Source organism: Micromonospora sp. LOL_014 (assembly GCF_048060245.1).
Classification (GTDB): domain Bacteria; phylum Actinomycetota; class Actinomycetes; order Mycobacteriales; family Micromonosporaceae; genus Micromonospora_E.
Genome location: NZ_JBHMIP010000020.1, coordinates 110,128 through 130,923, shown reverse-complemented (window position 1 = coordinate 130,923; position 20,796 = coordinate 110,128). Strand labels below are relative to the sequence as shown.

17 protein-coding genes and 4 pseudogenes are annotated in these 20,796 nt (G+C 68.9%); 7 read left to right on the top strand and 14 right to left on the bottom strand.

Annotated elements, in window-relative coordinates; translation table 11 throughout:
- Positions 1–63: 63 nt before the first annotated feature.
- Positions 64–237 (bottom strand): annotated as a pseudogene (locus ACFHW1_RS18680) (IS256 family transposase); the annotation flags it as partial.
- A gap of 284 nt (positions 238–521) precedes the next feature.
- On the opposite strand from ACFHW1_RS18680, the gene ACFHW1_RS18675 reads away from it, so the two are divergent.
- Entirely contained in the window at positions 522–878 is a 357-nt protein-coding gene (locus ACFHW1_RS18675) for an SCP2 sterol-binding domain-containing protein (RefSeq protein WP_416615851.1), read from the top strand.
- A gap of 37 nt (positions 879–915) precedes the next feature.
- Here ACFHW1_RS18675 and ACFHW1_RS18670 read toward each other — a convergent pair whose 3' ends face one another.
- Positions 916–1,725 carry a helix-turn-helix domain-containing protein gene (locus ACFHW1_RS18670; RefSeq protein ID WP_416615848.1) on the bottom strand — a complete coding sequence of 270 codons (810 nt, stop codon included), beginning with the start codon at positions 1,723–1,725 and terminating at the stop codon, positions 916–918.
- 708 nt (positions 1,726–2,433) lie between these two features.
- Here ACFHW1_RS18670 and ACFHW1_RS18665 point away from each other — a divergent pair.
- Positions 2,434–3,054 carry a MerR family transcriptional regulator gene (locus tag ACFHW1_RS18665; RefSeq protein ID WP_416615846.1) on the top strand — a complete coding sequence of 207 codons (621 nt, stop codon included), beginning with the start codon at positions 2,434–2,436 and terminating at the stop codon, positions 3,052–3,054.
- A gap of 509 nt (positions 3,055–3,563) precedes the next feature.
- On the opposite strand, the gene ACFHW1_RS18660 is transcribed toward ACFHW1_RS18665, so the two are convergent.
- The gene (locus tag ACFHW1_RS18660) at positions 3,564–3,731 is read right to left on the bottom strand and encodes a hypothetical protein (RefSeq protein ID WP_416556676.1); all 168 of its coding nucleotides are present in this window, start codon (positions 3,729–3,731) and stop codon (positions 3,564–3,566) included.
- Between the two features lie 382 nt (positions 3,732–4,113).
- On the opposite strand from ACFHW1_RS18660, the gene ACFHW1_RS18655 reads away from it, so the two are divergent.
- Positions 4,114–4,305: a hypothetical protein gene (locus ACFHW1_RS18655; protein ID WP_416615844.1), complete on the top strand. Its 192-nt coding sequence runs from the start codon at positions 4,114–4,116 to the stop codon at positions 4,303–4,305.
- Between the two features lie 581 nt (positions 4,306–4,886).
- Here the strand turns inward: ACFHW1_RS18655 and ACFHW1_RS18650 are convergent.
- The gene (locus ACFHW1_RS18650) at positions 4,887–5,144 is read right to left on the bottom strand and encodes a DUF6444 domain-containing protein (RefSeq protein ID WP_416615849.1); all 258 of its coding nucleotides are present in this window, start codon (positions 5,142–5,144) and stop codon (positions 4,887–4,889) included.
- 297 nt (positions 5,145–5,441) lie between these two features.
- Between ACFHW1_RS18650 and ACFHW1_RS18645 the strand changes: the two genes are divergently transcribed.
- The gene (locus ACFHW1_RS18645; RefSeq protein ID WP_416556674.1) at positions 5,442–5,942 is read left to right on the top strand and encodes a winged helix-turn-helix transcriptional regulator; all 501 of its coding nucleotides are present in this window, start codon (positions 5,442–5,444) and stop codon (positions 5,940–5,942) included.
- Positions 5,943–6,057: 115 nt separating this feature from the next.
- On the opposite strand, the pseudogene ACFHW1_RS18640 reads toward ACFHW1_RS18645, so the two are convergent.
- A pseudogene (locus ACFHW1_RS18640) lies at positions 6,058–7,007 on the bottom strand (DUF1702 family protein); the annotation flags it as partial.
- A gap of 44 nt (positions 7,008–7,051) precedes the next feature.
- Positions 7,052–8,152: a carboxymuconolactone decarboxylase family protein gene (locus ACFHW1_RS18635; protein ID WP_416615842.1), complete on the bottom strand. Its 1,101-nt coding sequence runs from the start codon at positions 8,150–8,152 to the stop codon at positions 7,052–7,054.
- Positions 8,153–8,481: 329 nt separating this feature from the next.
- Between ACFHW1_RS18635 and ACFHW1_RS18630 the strand changes: the two genes are divergently transcribed.
- Positions 8,482–9,282, top strand: a complete 801-nt coding sequence (locus tag ACFHW1_RS18630) for a helix-turn-helix domain-containing protein (RefSeq protein WP_416556672.1) — start codon at positions 8,482–8,484, stop codon at positions 9,280–9,282.
- A 326-nt stretch (positions 9,283–9,608) separates the two neighbouring features.
- Here ACFHW1_RS18630 and ACFHW1_RS18625 read toward each other — a convergent pair whose 3' ends face one another.
- Positions 9,609–10,925 (bottom strand): ISAs1 family transposase, encoded by a 1,317-nt coding sequence (locus tag ACFHW1_RS18625; protein WP_416615840.1) that lies wholly within the window; start codon positions 10,923–10,925, stop codon positions 9,609–9,611.
- Between the two features lie 186 nt (positions 10,926–11,111).
- Here ACFHW1_RS18625 and ACFHW1_RS18620 point away from each other — a divergent pair.
- Positions 11,112–11,305: pseudogene (locus tag ACFHW1_RS18620) on the top strand (AraC family transcriptional regulator); the annotation flags it as partial.
- Between the two features lie 181 nt (positions 11,306–11,486).
- On the opposite strand, the gene ACFHW1_RS18615 reads toward ACFHW1_RS18620, so the two are convergent.
- The 7 genes and pseudogenes from ACFHW1_RS18615 to ACFHW1_RS18585 form a co-directional block, all read right to left on the bottom strand.
- A complete protein-coding gene (locus tag ACFHW1_RS18615; RefSeq protein ID WP_416556670.1) occupies positions 11,487–12,410 on the bottom strand; it encodes a nitroreductase/quinone reductase family protein in 924 nt (307 codons plus the stop codon).
- 257 nt (positions 12,411–12,667) lie between these two features.
- Positions 12,668–12,979: pseudogene (locus ACFHW1_RS18610) on the bottom strand (sugar nucleotide-binding protein); the annotation flags it as partial.
- Positions 12,980–13,351: 372 nt separating this feature from the next.
- The gene (locus ACFHW1_RS18605) at positions 13,352–14,584 is read right to left on the bottom strand and encodes an RCC1 domain-containing protein (RefSeq protein ID WP_416615838.1); all 1,233 of its coding nucleotides are present in this window, start codon (positions 14,582–14,584) and stop codon (positions 13,352–13,354) included.
- A 471-nt stretch (positions 14,585–15,055) separates the two neighbouring features.
- Positions 15,056–16,360, bottom strand: a complete 1,305-nt coding sequence (locus ACFHW1_RS18600) for an aminotransferase class III-fold pyridoxal phosphate-dependent enzyme (protein ID WP_416556668.1) — start codon at positions 16,358–16,360, stop codon at positions 15,056–15,058.
- Positions 16,357–17,310: a transketolase C-terminal domain-containing protein gene (locus ACFHW1_RS18595; RefSeq protein ID WP_416591549.1), complete on the bottom strand. Its 954-nt coding sequence runs from the start codon at positions 17,308–17,310 to the stop codon at positions 16,357–16,359. The genes ACFHW1_RS18600 and ACFHW1_RS18595 overlap by 4 nt, the downstream gene beginning before the upstream one ends.
- Entirely contained in the window at positions 17,307–18,317 is a 1,011-nt protein-coding gene (locus ACFHW1_RS18590) for a thiamine pyrophosphate-dependent enzyme (RefSeq protein ID WP_416615837.1), read from the bottom strand. Before ACFHW1_RS18590 ends, ACFHW1_RS18595 begins: the two co-directional genes overlap by 4 nt.
- Positions 18,318–18,466: 149 nt before the next feature.
- On the bottom strand, positions 18,467–19,702 hold the full coding sequence (locus tag ACFHW1_RS18585) for an MFS transporter (RefSeq protein ID WP_416615835.1): 1,236 nt from the start codon (positions 19,700–19,702) through the stop codon (positions 18,467–18,469).
- Between the two features lie 292 nt (positions 19,703–19,994).
- Between ACFHW1_RS18585 and ACFHW1_RS18580 the strand changes: the two genes are divergently transcribed.
- A complete protein-coding gene (locus tag ACFHW1_RS18580; RefSeq protein WP_416556664.1) occupies positions 19,995–20,753 on the top strand; it encodes a ferritin-like domain-containing protein in 759 nt (252 codons plus the stop codon).
- Positions 20,754–20,796: the final 43 nt, after the last annotated feature.

The following is a 20,796-nucleotide window of genomic DNA, read 5'->3' as shown; positions in this document are numbered from 1 at the left end:
GCCGCCCCCACGACCTCATCACGACCGTGACCAGCAGTTACCCCACTACGCAATGACCCTGTGCTGCAGCAGCCCACCCTCGCCGGACAGCTGCAGCCCCTGCTCACGGACCTGTGTCACCAACTGTGACACCAAAGCAGGGTCGACACCCCCTGGCGTCGCCTTCGTACGTGGCCGCTTGGCCTTCTCATCACCGGGCACAGCGGCAGTGTCCACCGCGTCGGTCGTGATCGTCATCAGGTGCTACTCCCTTGATCGGAGTTACACCGTTGTTTTTACAGTCCCACACCCCACACGACCTCCCCATCTGGGTTGCTGGTGCGCCCGGATACCGTGTGGCAAGCAATCTGCGAGTTGAGGGCCATGAGCCGATCTTCGAGTATGGGGTGGCAGCCGTGCGGCGTGATTGTCGCGGACCGAGGGATGGAGTTCGAGTGCAGACTGACCTAGATCCGGCTGACGAGCCGGCCAAGTTCGCGAGCGAGGTGAAAGGCGCGTCAGACGCCGAGCTGGAGCAACTCATGCGAGGAGACCGGCGCCCGGTAGTGGTGGACGGAATCTTTCGTACCATGCCCGACGTGTTCCGGGCCGATCGGGCAGGATCCTTGCAGGCGATCGTCCACTGGAGGATCTCAGGCCGGACCGACGGTGGTGAGGACGTCTACGAGATGCAGATTGCCGATGGCCAGTGCAGCGTCAGCGCCGTGGTGCAGCGGCAGCCGACCCTGACCGTACGTCTCGACGGGGTCAACTTCCTCAAGATGGCCACGGGAAACGCCAATGCCCGTATGCTCTTTCTGCGCGGCCGGTTGAAGGCTCGCGGTGACCTCGCGCTCACCAACCGGCTGCCGAGCCTGTTCAATGTGCCACCGCCGTGATCGCCTCCGACCGAGGACCAAGGCCCCGGCTAGCGCGTCAGGCGGCGGCGCTGCGCTCGTATCCGAGCCTCGTGACGCCTGGCGCCTCGCTGATCCACTCCATTGCGTACTTGCGCACGTCGAGCAGGGCAAGGAGCACCGGGGGAGCCAGGTCCTGAGATGGCCGCAACTCCAGGTTTGTGGCGATCGTCGAGTCGGCCTGGACTGTGAACGGACCATAGGCGGCGACCGACACCGGCCGGTCGGCGAGGCCCGCCCCGGTGCCGGCGTAGGCCCCGTCCAGTGAGACAGACTGGGCGAGCAGGTGCCAAGTACCGAACGGCACCTGGTTGAAGACGACCTGGCCGGGCTCACTCAGTACCGCGCAGCGCACCGGTCGGCCTTCCGGAATTCGGTGGGCGAACATGCCAACAAATATCACCACATTATCTGGCTCGAGCAGGCGTAGTCGGCAGGAGATCCGGGCATTGGAACGGCGGTCCGTGCCGTCGACAGCGGTCGGAGTAGCGGCGTGGAAACCGGCGCGGCGTCGATACGCTGTCGGCGACATGCCAACGCTGCGGCTGAAACGTGAACTGAACGTACCGACGCTGCTATAGCCGACCTGCACGCTGATGTCCGCAACGTTCATCGACGTGGAAACTAGCAGATTCTTAGCCCTTTGTAGCCGCAATGCCGAGAGGAAGCGACCGGGTGGGACGCCGGTCAGTCGCTGGAAGATCCGTGTGAAGTGGAACTTGCTGAACATCGCTGCGCCGGCCAGGTCGTCGATGGTTAACTGCTCGCCCAGCCGCTCATGCATCACTTCGACTGCCCGCAGCACAGCTCGTACGGAAACGTCCTCCATGATTCACATCCCTCGATGGTCATTGATGGCCCATGAATAAGAAGAGCAATTAGAACGGCGTATGGCTTCCGCCTCGCTGATAAGTTGCAAACCAGCCGCTAGAATCGTCTTCGGACATGAGCCTCATCGACTTTCGTGGACCACTTTGATCTCCGACTCAACGCTAGCCGACCCCTCGGGGGAGATCAATACTTTCCGCCGATGACCCGCGCGCGCAGCGCACGCATGGAGTAGAGGTAGATACTGGCGCTCACCGCTATCTGCAATTGTCAGCTCCAATGTGCTAGCAAATTGAGAGCGCTTGCGAGCGGGCATGCGGCGCTACGAGGACGTGCCGTCCGATAAATAGTCCCGCCTGGATCTTCCGTTTCGTACAGGTGCCATTTGGTGCTACCAGTATTCAGGAAGCGCCGAAAGCCGAACATCCCGGCCCGAATCGGGCCGGCGGGTGGCATTTTGCCGCAACGTGCCGGCGCTGCGCGGCAGCCGGGCATCCGGACTCGGTGTCGCGAGCCGACCTGATTCTGATCGACCAGTCAAATATCCGCGTTTGTCCGGATCTGACACCATGATCTGAGCGCGGTTCGCCAACGTACAATCGCCCCCAACTAGGCGGGGCGAACTCGGTCTTGAACAGATCGCCGACGTCGTGCAACGAGCACCGGCACGGGCGGGCGACCGTCGGCATGGGGATACGGGGGTTTTTGTATGCGTATATCGGATCTGAGCAGACAGGCTGGTGTGCCGGTACCCACGATCAAGTTCTACCTCCGAGAACGCCTGCTCCCGCCCGGTGAGCCGACCGGCCGAAACCAGGCCATTTACGGCGAGATGCACCTTCGCCGGCTACGGCTGATCCGTGCGTTCACCACCATCAGCCAGCTCGATCTCACCTCGGTCCGGACGCTGCTCACCGCGATCGAGAACGAAGAGTTCCCTTTGCCCGAACTCTTCGAGATCGTCAACCGAACACAGCTCCCGCAAGAAGATTCCCGGCCGGACAACGCCGAAGCGTTGCTCAGCGCGCGCGACGATGTTGAACAACTGATCGAGGAGCGCGGCTGGCGAGTCGACCCGGACGCGCCCGTCAGCGCTCATCTGGCGCAGGTACTGGTGGCGCTGCGCCGGCTGGGCTGTGACTGCGATATAGGATTTTTCACCGCTTATGCCGAAGCAGCCGAGCGTCTGATCGTACGGGAACTCGACCTGCTTTCGCTAGAGGGCCCCGATCGCGCGGCTGCGGTCGCGCGCAGCGTCCTGCTCGAGGTCGCGCTGATATCAACGCGTAGGATGGCCTTGGAGCACCACGCCGAGCTACGGTTCGGCTGACCGCTGAAGCCAGTTTTGCCTGCTCGATCGCGAGTTCGAAGTCGGCATCCGGGTCGTGTAGCAGCCTTTCCGGCGGCGATCGCGTGCTGATGCACCTTCGGGTCGCGATTGGTCATGGCGACATCGACTGTCGACCCGATCACCTCGCCGCGCGCGATCAGCGCCGGGCTGAGGCTCAACCGCATCTCACGTCCGCCCGCCCGAGCTGTGTCCCCTGCATCAGGGCGGTTGCGTGTTGACCGGAGGTTGCTTGAGCTGGGACTTGCGGGGTGTGTGGCCGAGTCGCTCGCCGAGCTGGACGGCAAATTCCTACGGGTCACGCCGCCGTGGGCCGGTGGCGCATGACCGGGTTCATCGCCAACGACGAGCCACATACCGTTCGCCGGTTCCTGGCCAGCTACGCCTCTCCGACGGGCCTGTAGGGAGATCTGTGTAACGGATGTCAGTAGAAGCCCGTTATGGCCGGTGGGTGCCGGTCGACACAGTGAGGACCAGTTTCGATGACACTCTCAACGGTAGAGCGGTACGACCCCGGCGTCGATGTCGACGCGGAGGTCGCGGCGTTGACGCGGCGGATCGCCGCTGACGGGCCGCGGGCTGCCTTTGGCGGCGGCGGTGCCGGACGAGGCGGCGGCGCGTGAGGCGGCCCGCCGGGCGGTGGCGGATCTGATCGACAAGCAGGCACTGGACGCGTTGCTGGCCCAGGTCAAGGGTGACGGCCTGCGGCTGACCGGGCCAGGGTCCAGCGGGCCTCGTCCCAACCGTGCACGACCGGCCCCTCGTCCAGGAACCGACAAGCTGTCGCCGCTGCTCCGCGGTGAGTTTGCAGTCGGCTCCACCAGGCCCGGCCGAGGCCAGCGCCTCGACTCCGCCTACGATCCACCGCCGTCGCCGCCCACGCACCGACTTCCCCGAAACCCGCAGCTCAGATGCGATCTCTGCGGTCGGCCGGTCCTCAACGAACGTGGCCACGGCCCGTTCCCGGACCGCTTGCCGCCGCGCCCTGGCCGCTGCGTTCAGTCCTCCAGCAGCTGGATACCTCAGTAACTGGATGGGTCCGTGGGACCCTGGAAGCTGCAGGCGCGCCAGGTGGGTCAGGCGGTTGTCGAACGGCACGGCCGGGTCGGTGATGAACCGCAGGTAGTCGGCGCGTCGGTCCCGTATTCGCACGAACCGGGCGTCGATGGCCTGAGCGGCGAGGTCGGCGACCTGCCCGGTGGCGGTGTCGACCACGTAGACCAGTTCGCGTAGCTCGTGGGCGTTGCGCAGGGTGTGGACCGCGTCGGTGTAGGTGCCGGAGCCCACGCGTCGTGTGCACGGCGACGCCGGCGAAGGCGGGCAGCACCCCGGCCGCGTTCATTCCGTCGGCACCGCGTCTGCGGTCGACCTTCAACAGCACGTCGGTGTGCGTGGAGGCGGAGTGCAGCCAGGCGAGGCGACCGTCGGCGCGCATGCCGGTCTCGTCGAAGCAGACCACTGGGGCGGCGGCGACCCGTCCCGGATCACGGGCAGAGCGTGCTCGATGATCCCGAGTGCGCCGCGCTTGACCCAGCAGGCCACCGGTCGCCGCGGCGACCGGGACGCCGAACAGGTCCCGCACCGCGTCCGCGGTCCTCGACACCGACAGGAACTGCCCGTGCGGCAGGTATACCCCGGTCGCGGCCAGACGCGGCCCGTACGCCGCCGGCGCGGTGGCCCCGGCCGGCGCCACGCCAGCGATGTGGCGCCCACACCCACAGACCAGCGTCACGATCTGATGCTCGGTCACCACCAGTTTCGGTTCGGGACGTCGAACACCTGACGGCGGGCCACGCCCACCACGTCAGCGCCGGTCAGCCCGTCACGCGCAGCCGGCGCACACCGCCGGCTCGTGCCGCACGACCACGTCCGGATCGGCTACCTGGGACAGGGTGGTGCCCTCGCCCCGGCCGGCGACCCGAACGACCCCGCAGCGACTTCGGCGCCGGCTTGGCCAGCCCGTCACTCGACGGCGGTCTCGACGAGTTGCCAGACGACTGCTTCAACCGGTCCTCAAGCTCAGCGATCCGCGTGAGCGCCTGCTCCAGCCGCACGGCCAGCCCGGCATTCAACGCCAACAACTCGTCCTACGACGGCGGCGGATCGGCGGACTTCGCTGGCCAACCTACCGGCCTCCACAGCAGACAGCATCACCGAGATTCGGCACCTATCTAGTTGCGATACCTCATCACCTCGACCTGCCCAACCGATCGATCCGGATCACGCCGACAAGGCGACGAACATCTACCTTTCAAGCTCTGTAGCGGCGGGTCTCGAGTCCGACTCGGATCGACGGCGGCCCGCTGTGCTTGTGGCTCGCAAGTGCTGGTTGCGCCGCTGGCACCGGGCGATGGTAGTGTGCGGACACTATGGGCGATGCACGTGAGCCTCGGTCGGAGTGCCCGATCAACGTTGCCGTCGAGGTGTTCGGCGATCGCTGGAGCCTCCTCGTCCTGCGGGACATCGCCTTCGGAGACCGCCGCTACTTCCGGCAGTTGCAGGCCAACTCGCTCGAGGGAATCGCCTCCAACACGCTCGCCGATCGACTCAAGCGACTTGTTGAGGCGGGGCTGCTCACCCGGGAGGACGCCCGCCCCGGCCAGCGGGCACGCTACAGCCTGACCGAACCCGCGATCCAAGTCGTCCCCGTCCTCGCGCAGCTCGGCACCTGGGGGCTTCGCCATCGACCCACGCGTTCCGCGCTACGCGCTCCCGCCGAGTTGTTCACTCAGGGCGGCCCCGCGCTCTGGCAGGAGTTCATGGACGAGCTTCGCCATCAACACCTCGGCGGCTCCGCATCCCGAGTGCGATCACCGAGCGTCCGCAAGCGCCTGGCCGCCGCCTACTTTGCTGCCGCCAACTCCGCGTAACCACCCGGCAGCACCATGGGCGCTGGAACGTGCGCATGCAGGAAGTTGTGCGCGCAGGGTGCCCCGGCAACGACCTCCGCTGGGGGTGGGAAGGGACGAGCGCACCGAGGTGGTCGCGGATCTGCTGGCGCCGTGACTCGTAGTCGGGCAGACCGGCCGGATCGGGCCGGCTCAGGCTGATGTCGTCGGCGAGCGTTGCCGCGCCCGGCGCGGTGAGGCCGGTCAGTGCGTGCAATGTCGCCGCCGAGTGCCCGGGTACGAAGCCGGAGAAGTCGCGGGCCTTGGCGGCGAACACGGCACCCTGCGCCAGGTGCTGCCAGTGCTCGCCGGCCGCGCGGCGCAGCGCCGCCAGGCTGGTCGAGTCGCAGCCGCCGGCGAACGTGGCCGCCAGGCCCACGCCGCTCCGCAGGTCGGCGTGCCGCTCGACGGCGAAGGCCCGCACCGCGGCGTCGACGTGGTGCGCGATGCCGCCGTGGATGAACCAGAGCACCCGACTGATACCCTGGTCGACCGCGCGCGGGAAGTAGTCGGCCCGGCCCTGCCACGGATACGGCGCCGGGCGCTGCTGGCAGCGACCACCCGCGCGGTCTCGAAGTAGGCGCGGTCGAAGCCGTAGCCGTCGATGGCCAGCCAGCTCATGGTCGGGAAGTACGGCGTGCCGGTCGGGTCGGGCAGGACGCCACGCTACAACGGGCGGGGCAGCCGGGCCATCGCGACCGATGCCGATGTAGGTGAGGAAGGTGTGCGGCAGACCTGGTCCGCGCAGTAGCTCCCGGGTGCGGGTGCCGCGACCGGCGGCCATCGCGTCGCGTACGGCGAGCGCCATCGTGGCGCCCTCGTGCGCGAAGCCGCGCAGTTCGGCGTCGACCATGTCGAGCCGGCGCTCCAGCCCCCATCGGTCCTTGAGGTGGATACCCCATTCGAAGCCGCAGACGGCGTGCGGGATGGCCTCGAGAGTGCGGGGGCGTCGGTGGGGGTGACGGGAAATCCGCAGCCGGCGAAGCTCACGTCGCCGAACGGCGGAATCAGGACCAGCCTGCGCAGTGGACCTAGGACAGTCGACATCGGGATGACCTCATCACGCGATGTGCGGGTTAGACTTCATCGTGTTACGCGGCACCGGGCCTGCGCGTCTCCTGGTGTGCCTGGTGGGCAGCGGCCTGCTGCCGGGCTCCCAGGCGGCGGGCGGCCTCGAAAGCCGCCCAGCCGGCAACCTCCACAAGGGCCTCGTCGCTGGGCGCGTGACGCCGGAACTCGGCGACCGTCTCGTCGCCCATCTGGTGTGACGACACCGCGGTCAGCAGCGCGAACCGGCCGGCCGGCCGGTCGGCCGGACCGAGCCCGGCGAGCAGTTCTTCGCACCAGGCCGTGGAGATTCCGGTGTCCGCGCCGCGCCAGCCGTCGAGGTGCCCGGACACCACGGCACGGACTGTGGGGGTCAACCACCGCTCACCGGCCGCGTCGAAGACCGCGGCGGCCCGGGCCATCGCACCGGCGATGTACGGGCTACCCGCCGCCCATGCTGCGTCGGCCGGCGCGGGCGCGTCCGGCAGCAGTTCGAGCGAGCGGCCGGGCTCGCGGTGTGCGCGTAGCGTCTCGCGCAGCAGCCGGCCCAGGCCCTGCTTCATCCGCTGCCGCGCCCGCCCGGTGAGGCCCGGCGGGAGCAGGAAGCTTGCGAGAAAGACGTTCACCATCCGGGTCAGGTAGTGCATGGCGGTGACCGTGCCGATCAGCTCTGCCTGCTGCTGCGCGGTGAGCCAGGCCGGCAGCGGGAGACCGCCTGGCGCCTCCTGCGCGCCGCGCGCCCACTGACTGATCTCGCGCAACCGGGGATCGCGCAGTTCGCCGAACCGGTCGGCGGAGATCTTGTCCGCGTCGTGCTCGCCGGCCAGGTCGTACATGCTGCCCGAGTGCATGTCCACGCAATACGGGCAGATCGTGGCGACCGCGACGGCCGCCGCCGCGGCCTCCTTCGAGCCACGGTCGAGGGTGCCGCTGACCAGCAGCGGTTCGCGCATGAGCATCCAGTACGCGGCAAGCACCTGGGGAGACGGCGAGTGCATGAGTGCCGGCGGGATCACCAGGCGCATCTCCTCCGCGACCTGTTCGTACACCCGCTCGACCAGGCCACTTGCCGAACGTGCGGGCACCGGGGTGACATGGCGGACCTGACGTTGCACGACTGAGGCTGCGACGCGGCCGACGATCATGACGACTCCTTCCGCCTGAGTGGCCAGTATCAGCAGATCCGGGCACCGAAAGCCCGCGCCTGAGGCAAGGGCAGCAATATCGAACAAACATTTGCCCGAAACTGTCGAGATTGAAAATCTCTGATATCCAGTAACTACTTCAATATTGCGCTGGCCACGCCGTTCAGGCCCACGCAGGTTGCTTGCCCAACTCGGCCGTGGTTAGCCTGATAGGCAGATCGGGCACGGGTAGAGCGCGACACGAAGCTCGCCCGATCACCCACCGTCTCAGATCTGTCAAATGCCAGAATCGATCCTTGCTGCGCGGTTTCTGACTGAGGGAGCAAACAATGCAGGATACGTCTGAGAAGGCAGTTCTGCGCGCCATCGAGACGATGCATGAACGACTAGGCGAGCAATTGAGGGTCGATGACATGGCGCGGGCTGCCATGTTCAGCAAATTTCACTTCACGCGGATGTTCCAGCGGGTCACCGGCGTCTCACCCGGCCGATTCCTTTCCGCGCTGCGCCTCCAGCGTGCCAAGGAGCTACTCGTCTCGACGCCGATGAAGGTTGCCGACATCAGCGTCAGCGTCGGCTACAACAGCGTCGGCACGTTCAGTTCCCGGTTCAGCCGCAGCGTCGGCATGTCGCCCACCAGTTTTCGGCAGCGCGCTGGCTACGCCAGTGAGATCCTCGCCGACTCCGACGGCGTCCGCCTCAGCGACGCGAGCATCTCCTGCGGGGTGCAACCGGCCAGCCGGGACGAGAACACGCTGACGTTCGTCGGCCTGTTCCCCGGTCGCGTGCCCGAGGGCCGTCCGGTCCGCTGTGCGGTACTGCGCGACTCGCGGCACATCACCTTCAACCATGCACCACTGGGCCAGTGGTACCTGCTCGCCCAAGCGGTCTCGGCCGACCGGTGCCCGCCCGGGCTGTGTCGCGATCACGCAGACCGGCCGGTCTCCGTCGCCACTGCCGGGCCGCTCGTCGTCCGCTCCGGCAAGTCGATCTCGACCGAGCTCGAGCTGCGGCCGGGCCGGGCCCTCGACCCGCCGGTGCTACTCGCGCTACTCAACGTCCGCACCTACGCGCTGAGCCGGCTGACCGAGCAGAGCCGACCCGCCGAGGAGTACGCCGTCGCGGCCTGAGCACCCGCGCCCACCGCCAGTTCCTCGTGCTGGTCAGCACCGTGGCCAGCACGTTCGGCACCGGCGACCGCGCGACGGCACCGCGGCCCGCCCGCCTTCTTCGGTAGTGGATGGTTCCCGCCAATGTCCCACAATTCGCTCTCGGCATGCAGTAGTGCTTTCCAATATCTACATTCCGGCCGCGTTCGCAACGCTCCCGCCCCGCCGCACGACCGATACTTGAGGTTTACATCCACCCGCACCCTAGGCCAGCCTTCCGGGTAAAGCGACGGACATAACCCACGGCCCCGGCGTTGTTCCTCTATGTCTGACTTGATCATTGTTTGTCAGATGTCGTAGACGGCGAAGGTGTCGGCGCGGTCGTGGAGGTCACGGCGGGCGTGGGCGATGTTGGCGCGTCCGGCGAGGCGGAAGGTGTTCAGGGCCAGGTTGCGCATGGCGGCGACGTTGCGGGGAGCCGCACCCGTCCTGAGCTGGGAGTCGTCCTCGTTGAAGGTGACGTCACGGGTCCAGTGCAGGCGGGTTTCCACCGACCAGTGTCCTCTGACGTAGGCGTTGAGGTGCTGCGGTCCGGCCTGGGTGGCGTCGAGGCTGACGATGCCGTGGATGATCTGTTTGCTGGTGCGGATCCCGTCGAGTCCGCCGGTGTCGCGGCGTAGCCGGAAGACCTGGCGGGCTCCGGGGAACAGGGTGTCGTCGCAGCCGGTGACGCGGATCGTGCGGCGTTCGGTGCGTCCGTGTCCGCGATCGGCGTCGACGCCGGTCCGGTCGGCGAACTCGGTGTCGGTGCCGGACAGCAACGTGTGGGCGGCCCGCAGGGCGAGCGGCTGGTTCCCCTTCAGGATCAGCATGTAGTGGGCGTTCAACGTGCCGGTGATCAGCCGGGCGGTCTTCCTGTTGGTGTGCAGGGCGTCCAGGGTGAGCAGCATGCCGGCGACGTTCAGCGGTGTGAGTAGGTCCTCGGTCGCGGTGGCCTCGCCGCGTTTGTCGGCGACCTGGCGTTGGCCCAGGATCACGGCACGGTCGTGGGTGACGGCGGCGACCAGGAACACCTGCCCGGTAGGGGTGCGGGTGCCGTGCAGCAGTTTCCCGTCGATCGCGGCGGCGGGCAGCAGTCCGGCCGGTGCCGGGTGGGTGAACGCCCGGGTCGCGGCGCGGCGTTGTTCGCGTTCGGTGGGTTCGTCGACGCCGGCGGGGATCTGCGGGGCCGGGGTGTCGCCGCGTGCCACGTCCGCGGCGTAGCCGCAGGTCGCCGTGTCGAGGGCGTCGCCGTCGACGGCGGCCAGGACCCGCCGGAAGGTCCGTTCGCTCGGTACGAGGTAGCGGCTGGTCAGTGGGTCACGGCGGGCGCCGAGGCGGTGCGGGACGTCCTGTGGGGTCCGGGCTGCCCACTGCCGGATCGCGGTCAGGCTGTCGTTGCCGGCGACGAGGGTGGCACACGCGGTCAGGACCAGGATCACCAGCAGCGGATGGCGCCGTCCGCGCGGCCGGCGGGGGTCCGGCACCTGAGCCAGGCGTGCTACCAGGGGCGACGCCATCGACAAGGGATCGGCCGGGGCTGGACCGGCGGCGAGTTCGGCTTCCCACAACGCCAGATCGGCGAGGTGGTCAACAACGGGGTCGGTCAGGGAAGATGTCGTCACGAGCGCGGCTCCAGCGATGAACTTCGAGGCTAGTCACCCGCAAGATCATCAGGAGTCGCGCTCGTCCCGCAACTCAGCCGATGTCCGATTTTCAACACGGACAGAACCACCCAAGCCGGAACAACGCCGGGGCCGTGGGACATAACCAAGGCCGCTCGAACTCAGAATTGGCCGGAATGGGCTGCGATGGAGCAGTCAATCGAGGTGGCAAGCAACCGCGCAGTGACCACCATGCGCAACAATCTCGGCAACCCCCTGACCATTGATGACATCGCCCGCGCGGCCACGCTCAGCAAATTTCACTTCACTCGGGTGTTCCAACGGGTCACCGGGTCTCCCCCGGCCGATTCCTCTCCGCCTTGCGGCCACAATACGCTGAGCAATGTACGCCAGTCGAAACAGCACACCCCTATCGTCGCCCAGCGCTCGACGTCGACCACTGTCGCGATTCAGCCGTCCCGAACCCGCGCCGGGACCGACCATTCCAAGGCTTGCTGATCAACAAGCTGTGACAAGGAGGGATGAGGTTTTCGGCATCTACACCGTTTCAGGGCATTCGGGTCACGAGTAGCCGGGCGCCGCCGCAGTGGCGTTGAGCGCCTCGACGACAATCTCCTCCTCGTAGCGGAAGTGCGCGTCGAGCTCCGCGGTGAGCCGGTCCACCTCGTCGCGCAGCAGCAGCGGGTCGCCGGTCGCGGGATCGTAGTCGCCGACCAGCCGCTGGATCTCGCCCTGCAGGTGGGCCACGACCTTGTGCTCTTCGACAAGCTTCTCGAGGGCCGGCCGCAGGGCCGGGAACTGCCGCGCCAGCGCGGGGAAGACACCCATGTCCTCGCCGACGTGGTGCCGGTTGAGCGCGCCGCAGAAGGTCAGGCAGTGCGCCCGCATCTGCTCACCGAGCTCGGGCGCGGGCAGCCGAGGCGTGACGCCGTCGCCGGTAGACATGGCCTCGTCGACCTGGCGGCGCAGCTCGACGAGCTCCTTGCGGAGCCAGTCGTGCACCTCCACCAGCCAGTCGCCCATGCCCTTGACCCGCTCGGCGCCCGGCTCCGGGTCGAGCCGGTGCAGCACCACGACCGGGATCCGGCGCGTCGTGCGAGCCTGGTAGTCGCCGTAGCCGGGGGCCTGCTCCACCACCTTGGCCCAGAGCTTCTCATACTCGTCGCCGTCCGGGATGGCCGCCATCGCGCGGTACTTGTCCGTGCCGAACTCGACGGTCACCGCAGGGTCGTGCCGGATGTTGTGGTACCAGGCAGGGTTCTTCGGAGCGCCCATCGCCGAGGCCACGACGACCGATTTCCCGTCGACCTCCAGATAGCCGAGTGGCACTGTGCGCTGCTCACCCGTGCGTGCGCCGGTGGTGGTCAGCAGCGCCAGCGTGGCGTCCTGGAACATCCCGCCGACCTTGCCGCCGTTCTCGCGGAACTCCTCGATGATTCGACGCTGGAATTCGTTGACGTCGAAGTTGGCGTACGTTTCCGTCATGCAATCCCCATCCCCTGTGTGATCGGATGGAGGACGATTCCCAGCCAGGGACAGGCGCGATGAAACCCCGCAAGCCGTACGCGGTGGCAGACGCGGACTTCACCTGTAATCAGGATTGTCAGGGTCTGCGATCAGGTGCCGAATATGTCGGTCCTGTCAGGGCTGGAAAGCCGCTACCTCCATGCGTAGGCCCATACAGGGCTCGACCCAAACTACCATTCCTCGCGACGCACTGCAACGTGCTCGCGGCACCGTGGTCACGTGACCGAGCGGCGTACCTCGTCGAACGCCTCACGGAAGGCAGCACGCCAGGGACGCAGCGGGGCCATCCCCGCCGGCCACCACCGCTCGTGCCCCAGCACGCTGTACGCCGGCCGCGGCACCCGCCTCGCGAGCCGCTCGCTCGACGTCGGACGGACCGGGGCCGGAACGGCACCGAGGGCCGCGAAGATCTGCCGGCCGAACTCGTACCAGGTCGTGTCGCCGCCGCCGTGGTAGATACCCGCCGGTGCGTCCCCGCTCCACCCAACGCAGCCGAACCGCACGAGGTGGGCCGCCAGGTCACGGGCGCTTGCACCTGCTGGTAGTCATGGAGGTAGCCACCCGGCGGGGCCATCTCCTCGGCGTCACGGCGCACCCTACCGGGCAGCGGGTGACCCAGCAGGCCCGCGACCTCGCCTTCGACCTAGGCGAGCGCGCCAATCGGTCCCGCCGGACCATGATCCGTCCGCCGTCATCCCCACCGACAAGCCCATACGCCGCCGAAGACGCCTCAACGGGATAATCAACGAGTACCACCGAGCGGCCTGAAATGATCATCAAAGCACCAGTTCACCGCCGATGAACCAGTTTTGGCACGGGGCAGGGCCGCGCTGCTCAGGTTGAGCGGCGCGGCCCGTACGGCGGTTTCTGACTGCGGCTCGGCGCGGCACCGGCGGCGCTCAGCCCAGCATTGTCACCTGTGCCGGGGTCGACCGGTGGGTGGTGGTGCCGTCACCGAGCTGCCCGAACGTGTTGTCACCCCAGCACCACAGGCTGCCGTCGATGCGTGCCGCGCAGGCGTGGTAGGTGACGGAGAATCCGTCCGTCCAGGTGGTCGCGGTGCCGACCGATGCCGGGGTCGACCGGTGGGTGGTGGTGCCATCACCGAGCTGCCCGGACGAATTCTTGCCCCAGCACCACAGGCTGCCATCGGTACGGGTCGCGCACGACGAGTCGAGGCTCGCGTCCACGCTTGCCCAGTTGCTGGCGGTGCCGATCCGCAGCGGGGTGGTCTGGGAGCCGACGCCCCCGCCGATCTGGCCGTACCCGTCCTCACCCCAGCACCACAGCGTCCCGTCGACGCGGACCGCGCAGGTGTGTACGTAGCCAGCCGTCACCTCGGCCCACGTCGTCGCGGTGCCCACCTTCGTCGGTGTCGCCCGGTAGCTCAGGATGCCGAGACCGAGCTGGCCGTCCGAGCTACTGCCCCAGCACCACAGGGTACCGTCGGTCCGAACGGCGCAGGTGTGGGCGTAGCCGGTCGTGACGCTCGCCCAGGTGGTCGCCGTACCCACCTGCAGCGGGGTCGTCGCCTTGTAGGGAGACAGGCCGACGCCGAGCTGAGCGTGACGGTTCAGGCCCCAGCACCACAGGGTGCCGTCGGTCCGAACGGCGCAGGTGTGGTTGCTGCCGATGCTGACGCTCGCCCAGGTGGTGGCGGCGCCTACCTGCACCGGGCTGGTCCGTTTGGTGGTCGAGCCGTCGCCGACCTGCCCGCTGGAGTTGTTGCCCCAGCACCAGAGCGTTCCATCCGTGCGTACCCCGCAGGTATTGCCGCTACCGGCGTCGATACCCGCCCACGTGGTGGCGCTGCCGATCTGAACCGGACTGGTCCGGTTCGTGGTGGTCCCGTCGCCGAGCTGGCCGTAGAAGTTGTTGCCCCAGCACCACAGGGTTCCATCGGTCTGGGTCACACAGGTGTGCAGATTGCCGGCGGCGACCTGGGATGCCGACGTGGCGGCGATCGCCACCTCCCGCGCGTTCCGGTCGGCGGAGCCGACACCTGCAGTTGCTGCGCCCGCCGTGAACCCGATTGCCAATACGGTGATCCCGACGGAGGCCGTCACCGCGACAGCGGTTCGGGCTGCCCGCCGCCATCGCATCCGCAGCCAACTCTCCTGGCGTTCGTTCATGTCCTGTTCTCCCAGACATCGTCGGTTCCGGTGAGGCGGCGTTGCCCCGGCAGGTCACCAGCGACCCGCAACTACATGCCAGTGAACTATACATCGATGCAGATCGAACCCTTACCGAGGCCACGGGACACCGTTGCCAGTGACGGGAATGCCCCGCATGAGAGCACTGTAGGAATACGTCACATGAACGCGCTTTCCTGATGATGTATGGTCAGCCGCGCCACCAGGATCGCGGCGTAGTGCTGGCGGGCCTGCTACCGCCACCAGTACCTACGTGGACAGTGGCAGGCTGGTGGAGGACTGCACGACAGCACCGTCTGCCAGTCGTACGCTGAGGAATGCGACCTTGTCGGCGGCACCTCGCCACGGTTTCTCCGGACACTCCCCGGACATCGACCGAATGGCCGTTGCCTGACAGGTCGGCCACTCCGTCCGGGCAACTGCGACGGCGGCGATGGTGGGCCGTGCCGGCTACCGCGCGCCGAGGTGCTCGGCGGCGTACGCGGTGATCGTCTCGCGGAGGATCCCGGCGAGTTCTGCGCACTCGTCGGTGCTGATGGTCACCGGCGGCAGCAGCGGCATCACGCCGTCGGAGTAGCTGGTCAGCAGCCCGTTGTCCCGGCAGGCCAGCCGGAGCCGGTAGACGTCGCGCACCGTCCACGGCGTACCGTCATCGCGGTAGCGCAGCTCCAGGCCGAGCAGCATCCCCTCACCGCGTACGTCATCGACGTGCGGATCGTCGGCCACCGTGTCACGCAGGATGTCGCACAGCTGCCGGCCACGGTCGCGGACGCCGTCGAGAAACCCGTCGGCGGTGAGGATCTCCAGGACGGCGAGGCCGGCGGCGGCACCGAGCGGGTGCCCGTCGGTGGTGCTGCCGTTCGGGAAGCCGAGCCGGAACGGCGGCTCGGCGAGCGCGTCGAAGATCGAATCGGCGACCGCGAGCGCGGCAAGCGGGAAGTAGCCGGCACTGAGACCCTTGCCGAGCACGATCATGTCGGGCGGGCTGGGCAGCCGCTCGCTGACCGTCATCGCCGCGACCCGGCCGGCGCCGGTGGTCACCTCGTCGGCGACGACATGGATGTCCCGGGCCCGGCAGTAGTCGATCAGCGCCGCCAACTGGTCGACGCTGGCGGCATGCAGATAGTTGCCCATCACCGGTTCGACGATGACGGCGGTCACCTGCGACGCGCCGAGCCGGTCGACGACACCGGCGACGGCGTCGAGCAGTCCGTCGCCCCCGGCGACGTGCACCACACGGTCGTCCAGCGGCGCCGACCACTCGTGCAGGATCTGCTCACCGGTGAGCGCGGTGGCCAACGGCCCGGTGCCGTGATAGCTGCCGTGCACCGCGATGATCCGGTCACGGCCGGTCTCGCCGGTCATTCTGCGGTGGAAACGGGACAGCATGCCGGCCGCCTCGGTCATCTGGCTGCCGGTATTGCCGAACCGGATGTGCCGCAGGGTCGGCGGCAGCGTCGCGGCGAGGGCGGCGGCGTACCGCACGGTGACCCGGGGCGGATGCTCGTAGCGCATGACCGTGCCGGACGGCAGCTCGTCGAGCTGGCGGCGCATCGCCGCCTTGACCGGCTCGCACGAGTAACCGAGGGTGACGTTCCACATCGACGAGCGGGCGTCGAGGTAACGTCGGCCGGCCTGGTCGACGGCGTAGCTGCCGTCGCCGCCGACGAGGAACATGTCCGGGTCGGAGTCGGCGAGGAACTCGCCCATCGGGGTGATGCCGTGCCAGGCGTGGTAGGTGGACCGGTCGATCATCGGGTGACTCCTCGGCGGGCGACGGATACGACGCGTTCCTCGTCCGGCAGCAGGGCGGCGCTCAGTGGCGGGCTCACCGGCGCCGGGACCGGCGCACCGGCGAGCAGGTCGAGCCGGTGCGGCGCGACCGCGCCGGCCCGTACCAGATGCAGGCCGAGCGCGGACATGACGCTGACGCCGGCCGGGGCCTCGTCGACCAGGATCACCTGACCACCGACGGCCCGGACCATGGCGGTGACGCCGTCGAGGTCCAGCGGTGCGGCGGTACGCAGGTCGACCACCTGGGCGTGTAGCCCGTCCCGGTCAAGGACGGCGGCGGCCCGCAGGCAGGTGGCGACGGTGTTGCCGATGCCGACGAGGGTGAGGTCGCGGCCGGGGCGGGCGCGGCCGGCGACGCCGAACGGCAGCGCGGCGTCGGTCGGCTCCGGCTCGGGCAGCGACGCCCAGTCGGCGGCGTACAGCCGGGGCGATTCCAGCACCACCACCGGATCCGGGTGCACCAGCGCGGTGCGCAGCAGCCCGGCGGCGGCGTTCGGTGACCCGGGAACCGCGACGACCAGCCCGGGAATCTGGCTGAGCAGGCCGTGCGCGGCGTGTTCGTGCTGGGCACCGAGCTGCTCGCCGCCCTGGGTCAACCCGCGCACCACCACCGGCACGGTGAACTGCCCGTCGGACATGTACCGCCACTTGGTGGCCTCGTTGACCAGCTGGTCGAAGGCGGTGAACAGGAAGGCCGCGCGGGCGATGCTGACCAGCACCCGGCGGCCGAGCAGCGCCATCCCGACCGCCATGCCGAGCATGGTGTTCTCAGCGATCGGCAGCCGGACCATCCGCTCGGCACCGAACAGCTCGATGAGGTCGGGCTGCTGGTACGTACAGAACATGCTCATCGTGGGCTGGTCGGCCAGGGCGCCGCGGACCGCCCCGACGGACGGGTGCCGGCGGGTCATGCCACCGGCTCCCGCACCGTGACGGCCTCCGGCCAGGTGGCACCGGGCGGCCAGGCCGCGGCGGTGACCGCGGTGACCGCGCTCGCCGGATCCGGTCGGTCGGCGGCCAGCGCGTCGGTGAAGACCTCGGCCAGCTCCGCGGTGACCTGCTCGCGAATCTCGACGGTCCGCTCGTGGATCTCGGCGGAGAGTCCGGCGAGGGCCGCCTCGACGCGGGACAGCGGATCCTGGGCCAGCCAGCGCTCCCGTTCGGCGGCCGGACGGTACTCACCCGGCGGCTGGGGGCCGATCTGGGCATGGAAGTGCCGCAGGTAGGTGTGGGCGACAAGGACCTGCGGGCGGCCGGCCCGGCAGTGGGCCAGGGCCGCCGCCGCAGCCCGGTGCACCGCGGCCACGTCGTTGCCGTCGACCTCGTCGCAGTCCAGCCCCAGGCCGCGGGCGACCTCACCGGGGGTACGGTGCCGCACCAGGTCGCTCGGGGTGTGGTCCTGCCAGCCGTTCTCCTCGCAGACCAGCAGCAGCGGCAACCCGAGCACGGCGGCGACGGTGAGCGTCTCGTAGGCGGCACCGGCGCCGAACGCGCCGTCACCGCAGAACGCGACGACCGCCCGGCCGCTGCCGGCGGTCTTCTCTGCCAGCGCTGCTCCGGCCGCGATCGGCAGCTGTGCGGCCACAATGGAGCTGGCACCGAGCAGGTAGCGGGACCGGTCGGCGATGTGCATCGACCCGGCCTTGCCGCCGCAGACCCCGCCGACCCGGCCGAGGATCTCCCGGGCCAGCCCAGCGGCCGCCACCCCGGCGGCCAGCGCGTGCCCGTGGCACCGGTAGAAGCTCACCACCCACTCGTCGGGCTGCCGGGCGGCCAGCACCCCGACCGCGACAGCTTCCTGCCCGGTGTACGGGTGGACCGATCCGGGCACCTGGCCGGCGGCGGCGCACCGCAGAACCTGCTCCTCGAAAACCCTGATCCGAACCATCTCGCGGTACGCGTCCGACAGGTCCATCATCTGGGCGTTCCCCGTCCCTGCGCCGGCGGAGAACCATGCACCGGCCGCATCGGAAGCAATCATGATCACCTGCTGAATGTCGCTAATTATAGGTGACTGATCGACGCTGGTCGCAATACTGAAATTGGTCGGGTCCGGTCAGGATGTGGTCAGGATGTGGTCAGGTTGTGGGTGGCCACCCGCCGGGAAACGACGGTGACGGTGCCCAGAAAAGCAACGGCAGCGAAGCAGATCAGGGTGGGCAGCACCCCCCAGAGTTGCGCTGCGACACCAGCGAGCAGCGATCCGACCGGCACCGCCAGCACCGCGAGCGCCCGACTCAACGCGAGCACCCGGCCCAGCAGCGGGCCGGGTACCACGGACTGCTGCAGCGACACTGAGGCGATCAGCCAGACCGTGGCGCAGTACCCGAAGATCATCTCGTAGACGATCAGGGTCAGCACCGACGGCGTGACGGCGGCCAGCGGGATCAGCATCAGAGCGGCCCCGGCGAGCGGGGCGAACGCCGGGACCACCCGGGGATGGCCGAGCCGGGCGATCACCCGTCGCGCGGTGGCCACGCCGACGACGGCGGCGACGCTGTTCACCGCGAAGGTCAACCCGAGCACCCACGGCGACAGGTCGAGGACCCGGTAGGCGTACAGCACGTAGAGGCCGCCGATCGCGGACCCGCCGAGGTTCAGCGCGGCGGCGGTGACCGCGATCCGGACCAGCTCCGGACGGCCGCGTAGCGCCGCCACTCCGTAGCGCAACGCCCGTAGTGGATGTTCCGGCACCGGCGGCGTCCCGCCCGGCCGGGGCCGCAGCGCGGCGAAACCGGCGGCGGCCAGCGCCTGCGCCGCAGCGTTCGCCGACATCGCCAGCGCCCCGCCGAGGGTCTGCACCAGCCAGCCGGCCAGCGCCGGCCCGGCGATCTGGCCGGCCGACTGGGCACCGGCCAGCGCGGCGTTCGCCGGCACCAGCCGGTCCGGTTCGACCAGTTGCGGCACGGTGGCCTGCAGGCCGATGGTGACCAGCCCACCGAGGATGCCGGACAGGCCGGCCACGGCGTACAGCAGCGGCAGCGAGAGCACTCCGGCCAGCGCGGCGACCGGTACGGCCAGCACCACGGCGGCGGTTCCGGCGCTGGCGGCCATGAGCAGCCGGCGCCGGTCGACGACCCGGTCGACGACCACCCCGAGCAGCGGTGCGGCGAGCGCCTGGGCGCCGTACTCGAGGGCGAACAGGGTGGCCGCCGCCACCGGCGAGGCGTGCAGCGCCACCACCGCGACGGTCGGCAGGGCCAGCGCGGCGACGTGGGTACCGACGACGCTGGCGGCCTGAGCGGCGACGGCCGGGCGCAGCGGTCGATCCACCGCGATCGACGTGGCGAGACGGCCGGGCATGGGCACCACTCCTCGGCTCGGTCGGTCGGGTCACCTTCCCACAGCCGCGGTCGCCATCGGAAGTCACGGTGATCAAGGTAAATACCCTTCGCCCGTTTCCTGGCCGCGAACCGACCACTGGCCGGCCCGGTAATGCTTGCCGTTCCGGCGCGAGGTCATTTATGCTCATCACATCGTGCGCCGCAGACGGCGCGCATCCTCGCCGAGGCACACGAATCAGCGCACCGAGAATCTCCTGCTTGTCGTAATCCCGTGACCGACGATGGGCGGCAAGCCTGTTGGGGAGTTGCCAATGGCACTCATCGATGCCAATGATCTTGATTGCAACGAGTTGGCGTACCGCGTCTTCGGCATGACCCGCGACAAGACGCCGTGGCGCGCCGCGGACATCATCGCCGACGGGCCGGCTGACCCCAGCTGGGAGCGGGCCGAGCTGGCCTGGCGGATGTCCTCGCGCGGCTACTACGCCGAGCAGGCCGGGCTGGTCGCCGCCGCGACACTGGCCGCGCAGACCGAGGACGCGCCGCTGCGGTTCAGCCTCGCCCTGGCCACCGCCGACGAGGCCCGACACGCGGACGCCTTCTACCAGTACGCGAAGCTGGTCGGCGGCGGTGAGCCGGAGCCGGAAGCGCCCGAGCTGATGGAGCCGCTGGACACGGCGCTGACCCGGCTGCCGTACCTGGGCCGGGCGCTGGTGCACACCATGCTGGAGGGGTTCGCCGCCGACGAGTTCATCCTGCTGCACGAGGTGTTCGCCGGTGACCCGCTCGGCCTGCTCTACCACCACGTACGCCGCGACGAGATCCAGCACGTCGCGATCGGCCTGAACTACCTGGCCCGCGAGTCCGCCACGGGCGAGGGGCGCGAGCTGTGGCGCGAGTACGGGTCGCAGTGGCATGAGATCGGCATGCGACTGACCTACCTGGACAAGATCTCGGTGTCCCTCGCCGATTTGACCGGCCGCGAGCCCGACCGGCTGCGGCACTGGTTTCTCCGCCGGCACCGGGCCCGCCTGAGCGCCGGCGGAGTCGACATGGACGGAGGGAGGTGAAGATCTTGACCATCAAGAAGGTCACCATCAAGACGCCGGCTCA

Bases quoted from the DNA above. Each gene is read 5' to 3' on its own strand.
- ACFHW1_RS18630 (WP_416556672.1), top strand. From the start codon at position 8,482: ATGCAGGATACGTCTGAGAAGGCAGTTCTGCGCGCCATCGAGACGATG.
- ACFHW1_RS18580 (WP_416556664.1), top strand. From the start codon at position 19,995: ATGGCACTCATCGATGCCAATGATCTTGATTGCAACGAGTTGGCGTAC.
- ACFHW1_RS18595 (WP_416591549.1), bottom strand. From the start codon at position 17,310: ATGACCCGCCGGCACCCGTCCGTCGGGGCGGTCCGCGGCGCCCTGGCC.
- ACFHW1_RS18615 (WP_416556670.1), bottom strand. From the start codon at position 12,410: ATGACGGAAACGTACGCCAACTTCGACGTCAACGAATTCCAGCGTCGA.
- ACFHW1_RS18665 (WP_416615846.1), top strand. From the start codon at position 2,434: ATGCGTATATCGGATCTGAGCAGACAGGCTGGTGTGCCGGTACCCACG.
- ACFHW1_RS18600 (WP_416556668.1), bottom strand. From the start codon at position 16,360: ATGATCGACCGGTCCACCTACCACGCCTGGCACGGCATCACCCCGATG.
- ACFHW1_RS18675 (WP_416615851.1), top strand. From the start codon at position 522: ATGCGAGGAGACCGGCGCCCGGTAGTGGTGGACGGAATCTTTCGTACC.
- ACFHW1_RS18585 (WP_416615835.1), bottom strand. From the start codon at position 19,702: ATGCCCGGCCGTCTCGCCACGTCGATCGCGGTGGATCGACCGCTGCGC.
- ACFHW1_RS18590 (WP_416615837.1), bottom strand. From the start codon at position 18,317: ATGATGGACCTGTCGGACGCGTACCGCGAGATGGTTCGGATCAGGGTT.
- ACFHW1_RS18645 (WP_416556674.1), top strand. From the start codon at position 5,442: ATGGGCGATGCACGTGAGCCTCGGTCGGAGTGCCCGATCAACGTTGCC.
- ACFHW1_RS18605 (WP_416615838.1), bottom strand. From the start codon at position 14,584: ATGAACGAACGCCAGGAGAGTTGGCTGCGGATGCGATGGCGGCGGGCA.
- ACFHW1_RS18670 (WP_416615848.1), bottom strand. From the start codon at position 1,725: ATGGAGGACGTTTCCGTACGAGCTGTGCTGCGGGCAGTCGAAGTGATG.
- ACFHW1_RS18635 (WP_416615842.1), bottom strand. From the start codon at position 8,152: ATGATCGTCGGCCGCGTCGCAGCCTCAGTCGTGCAACGTCAGGTCCGC.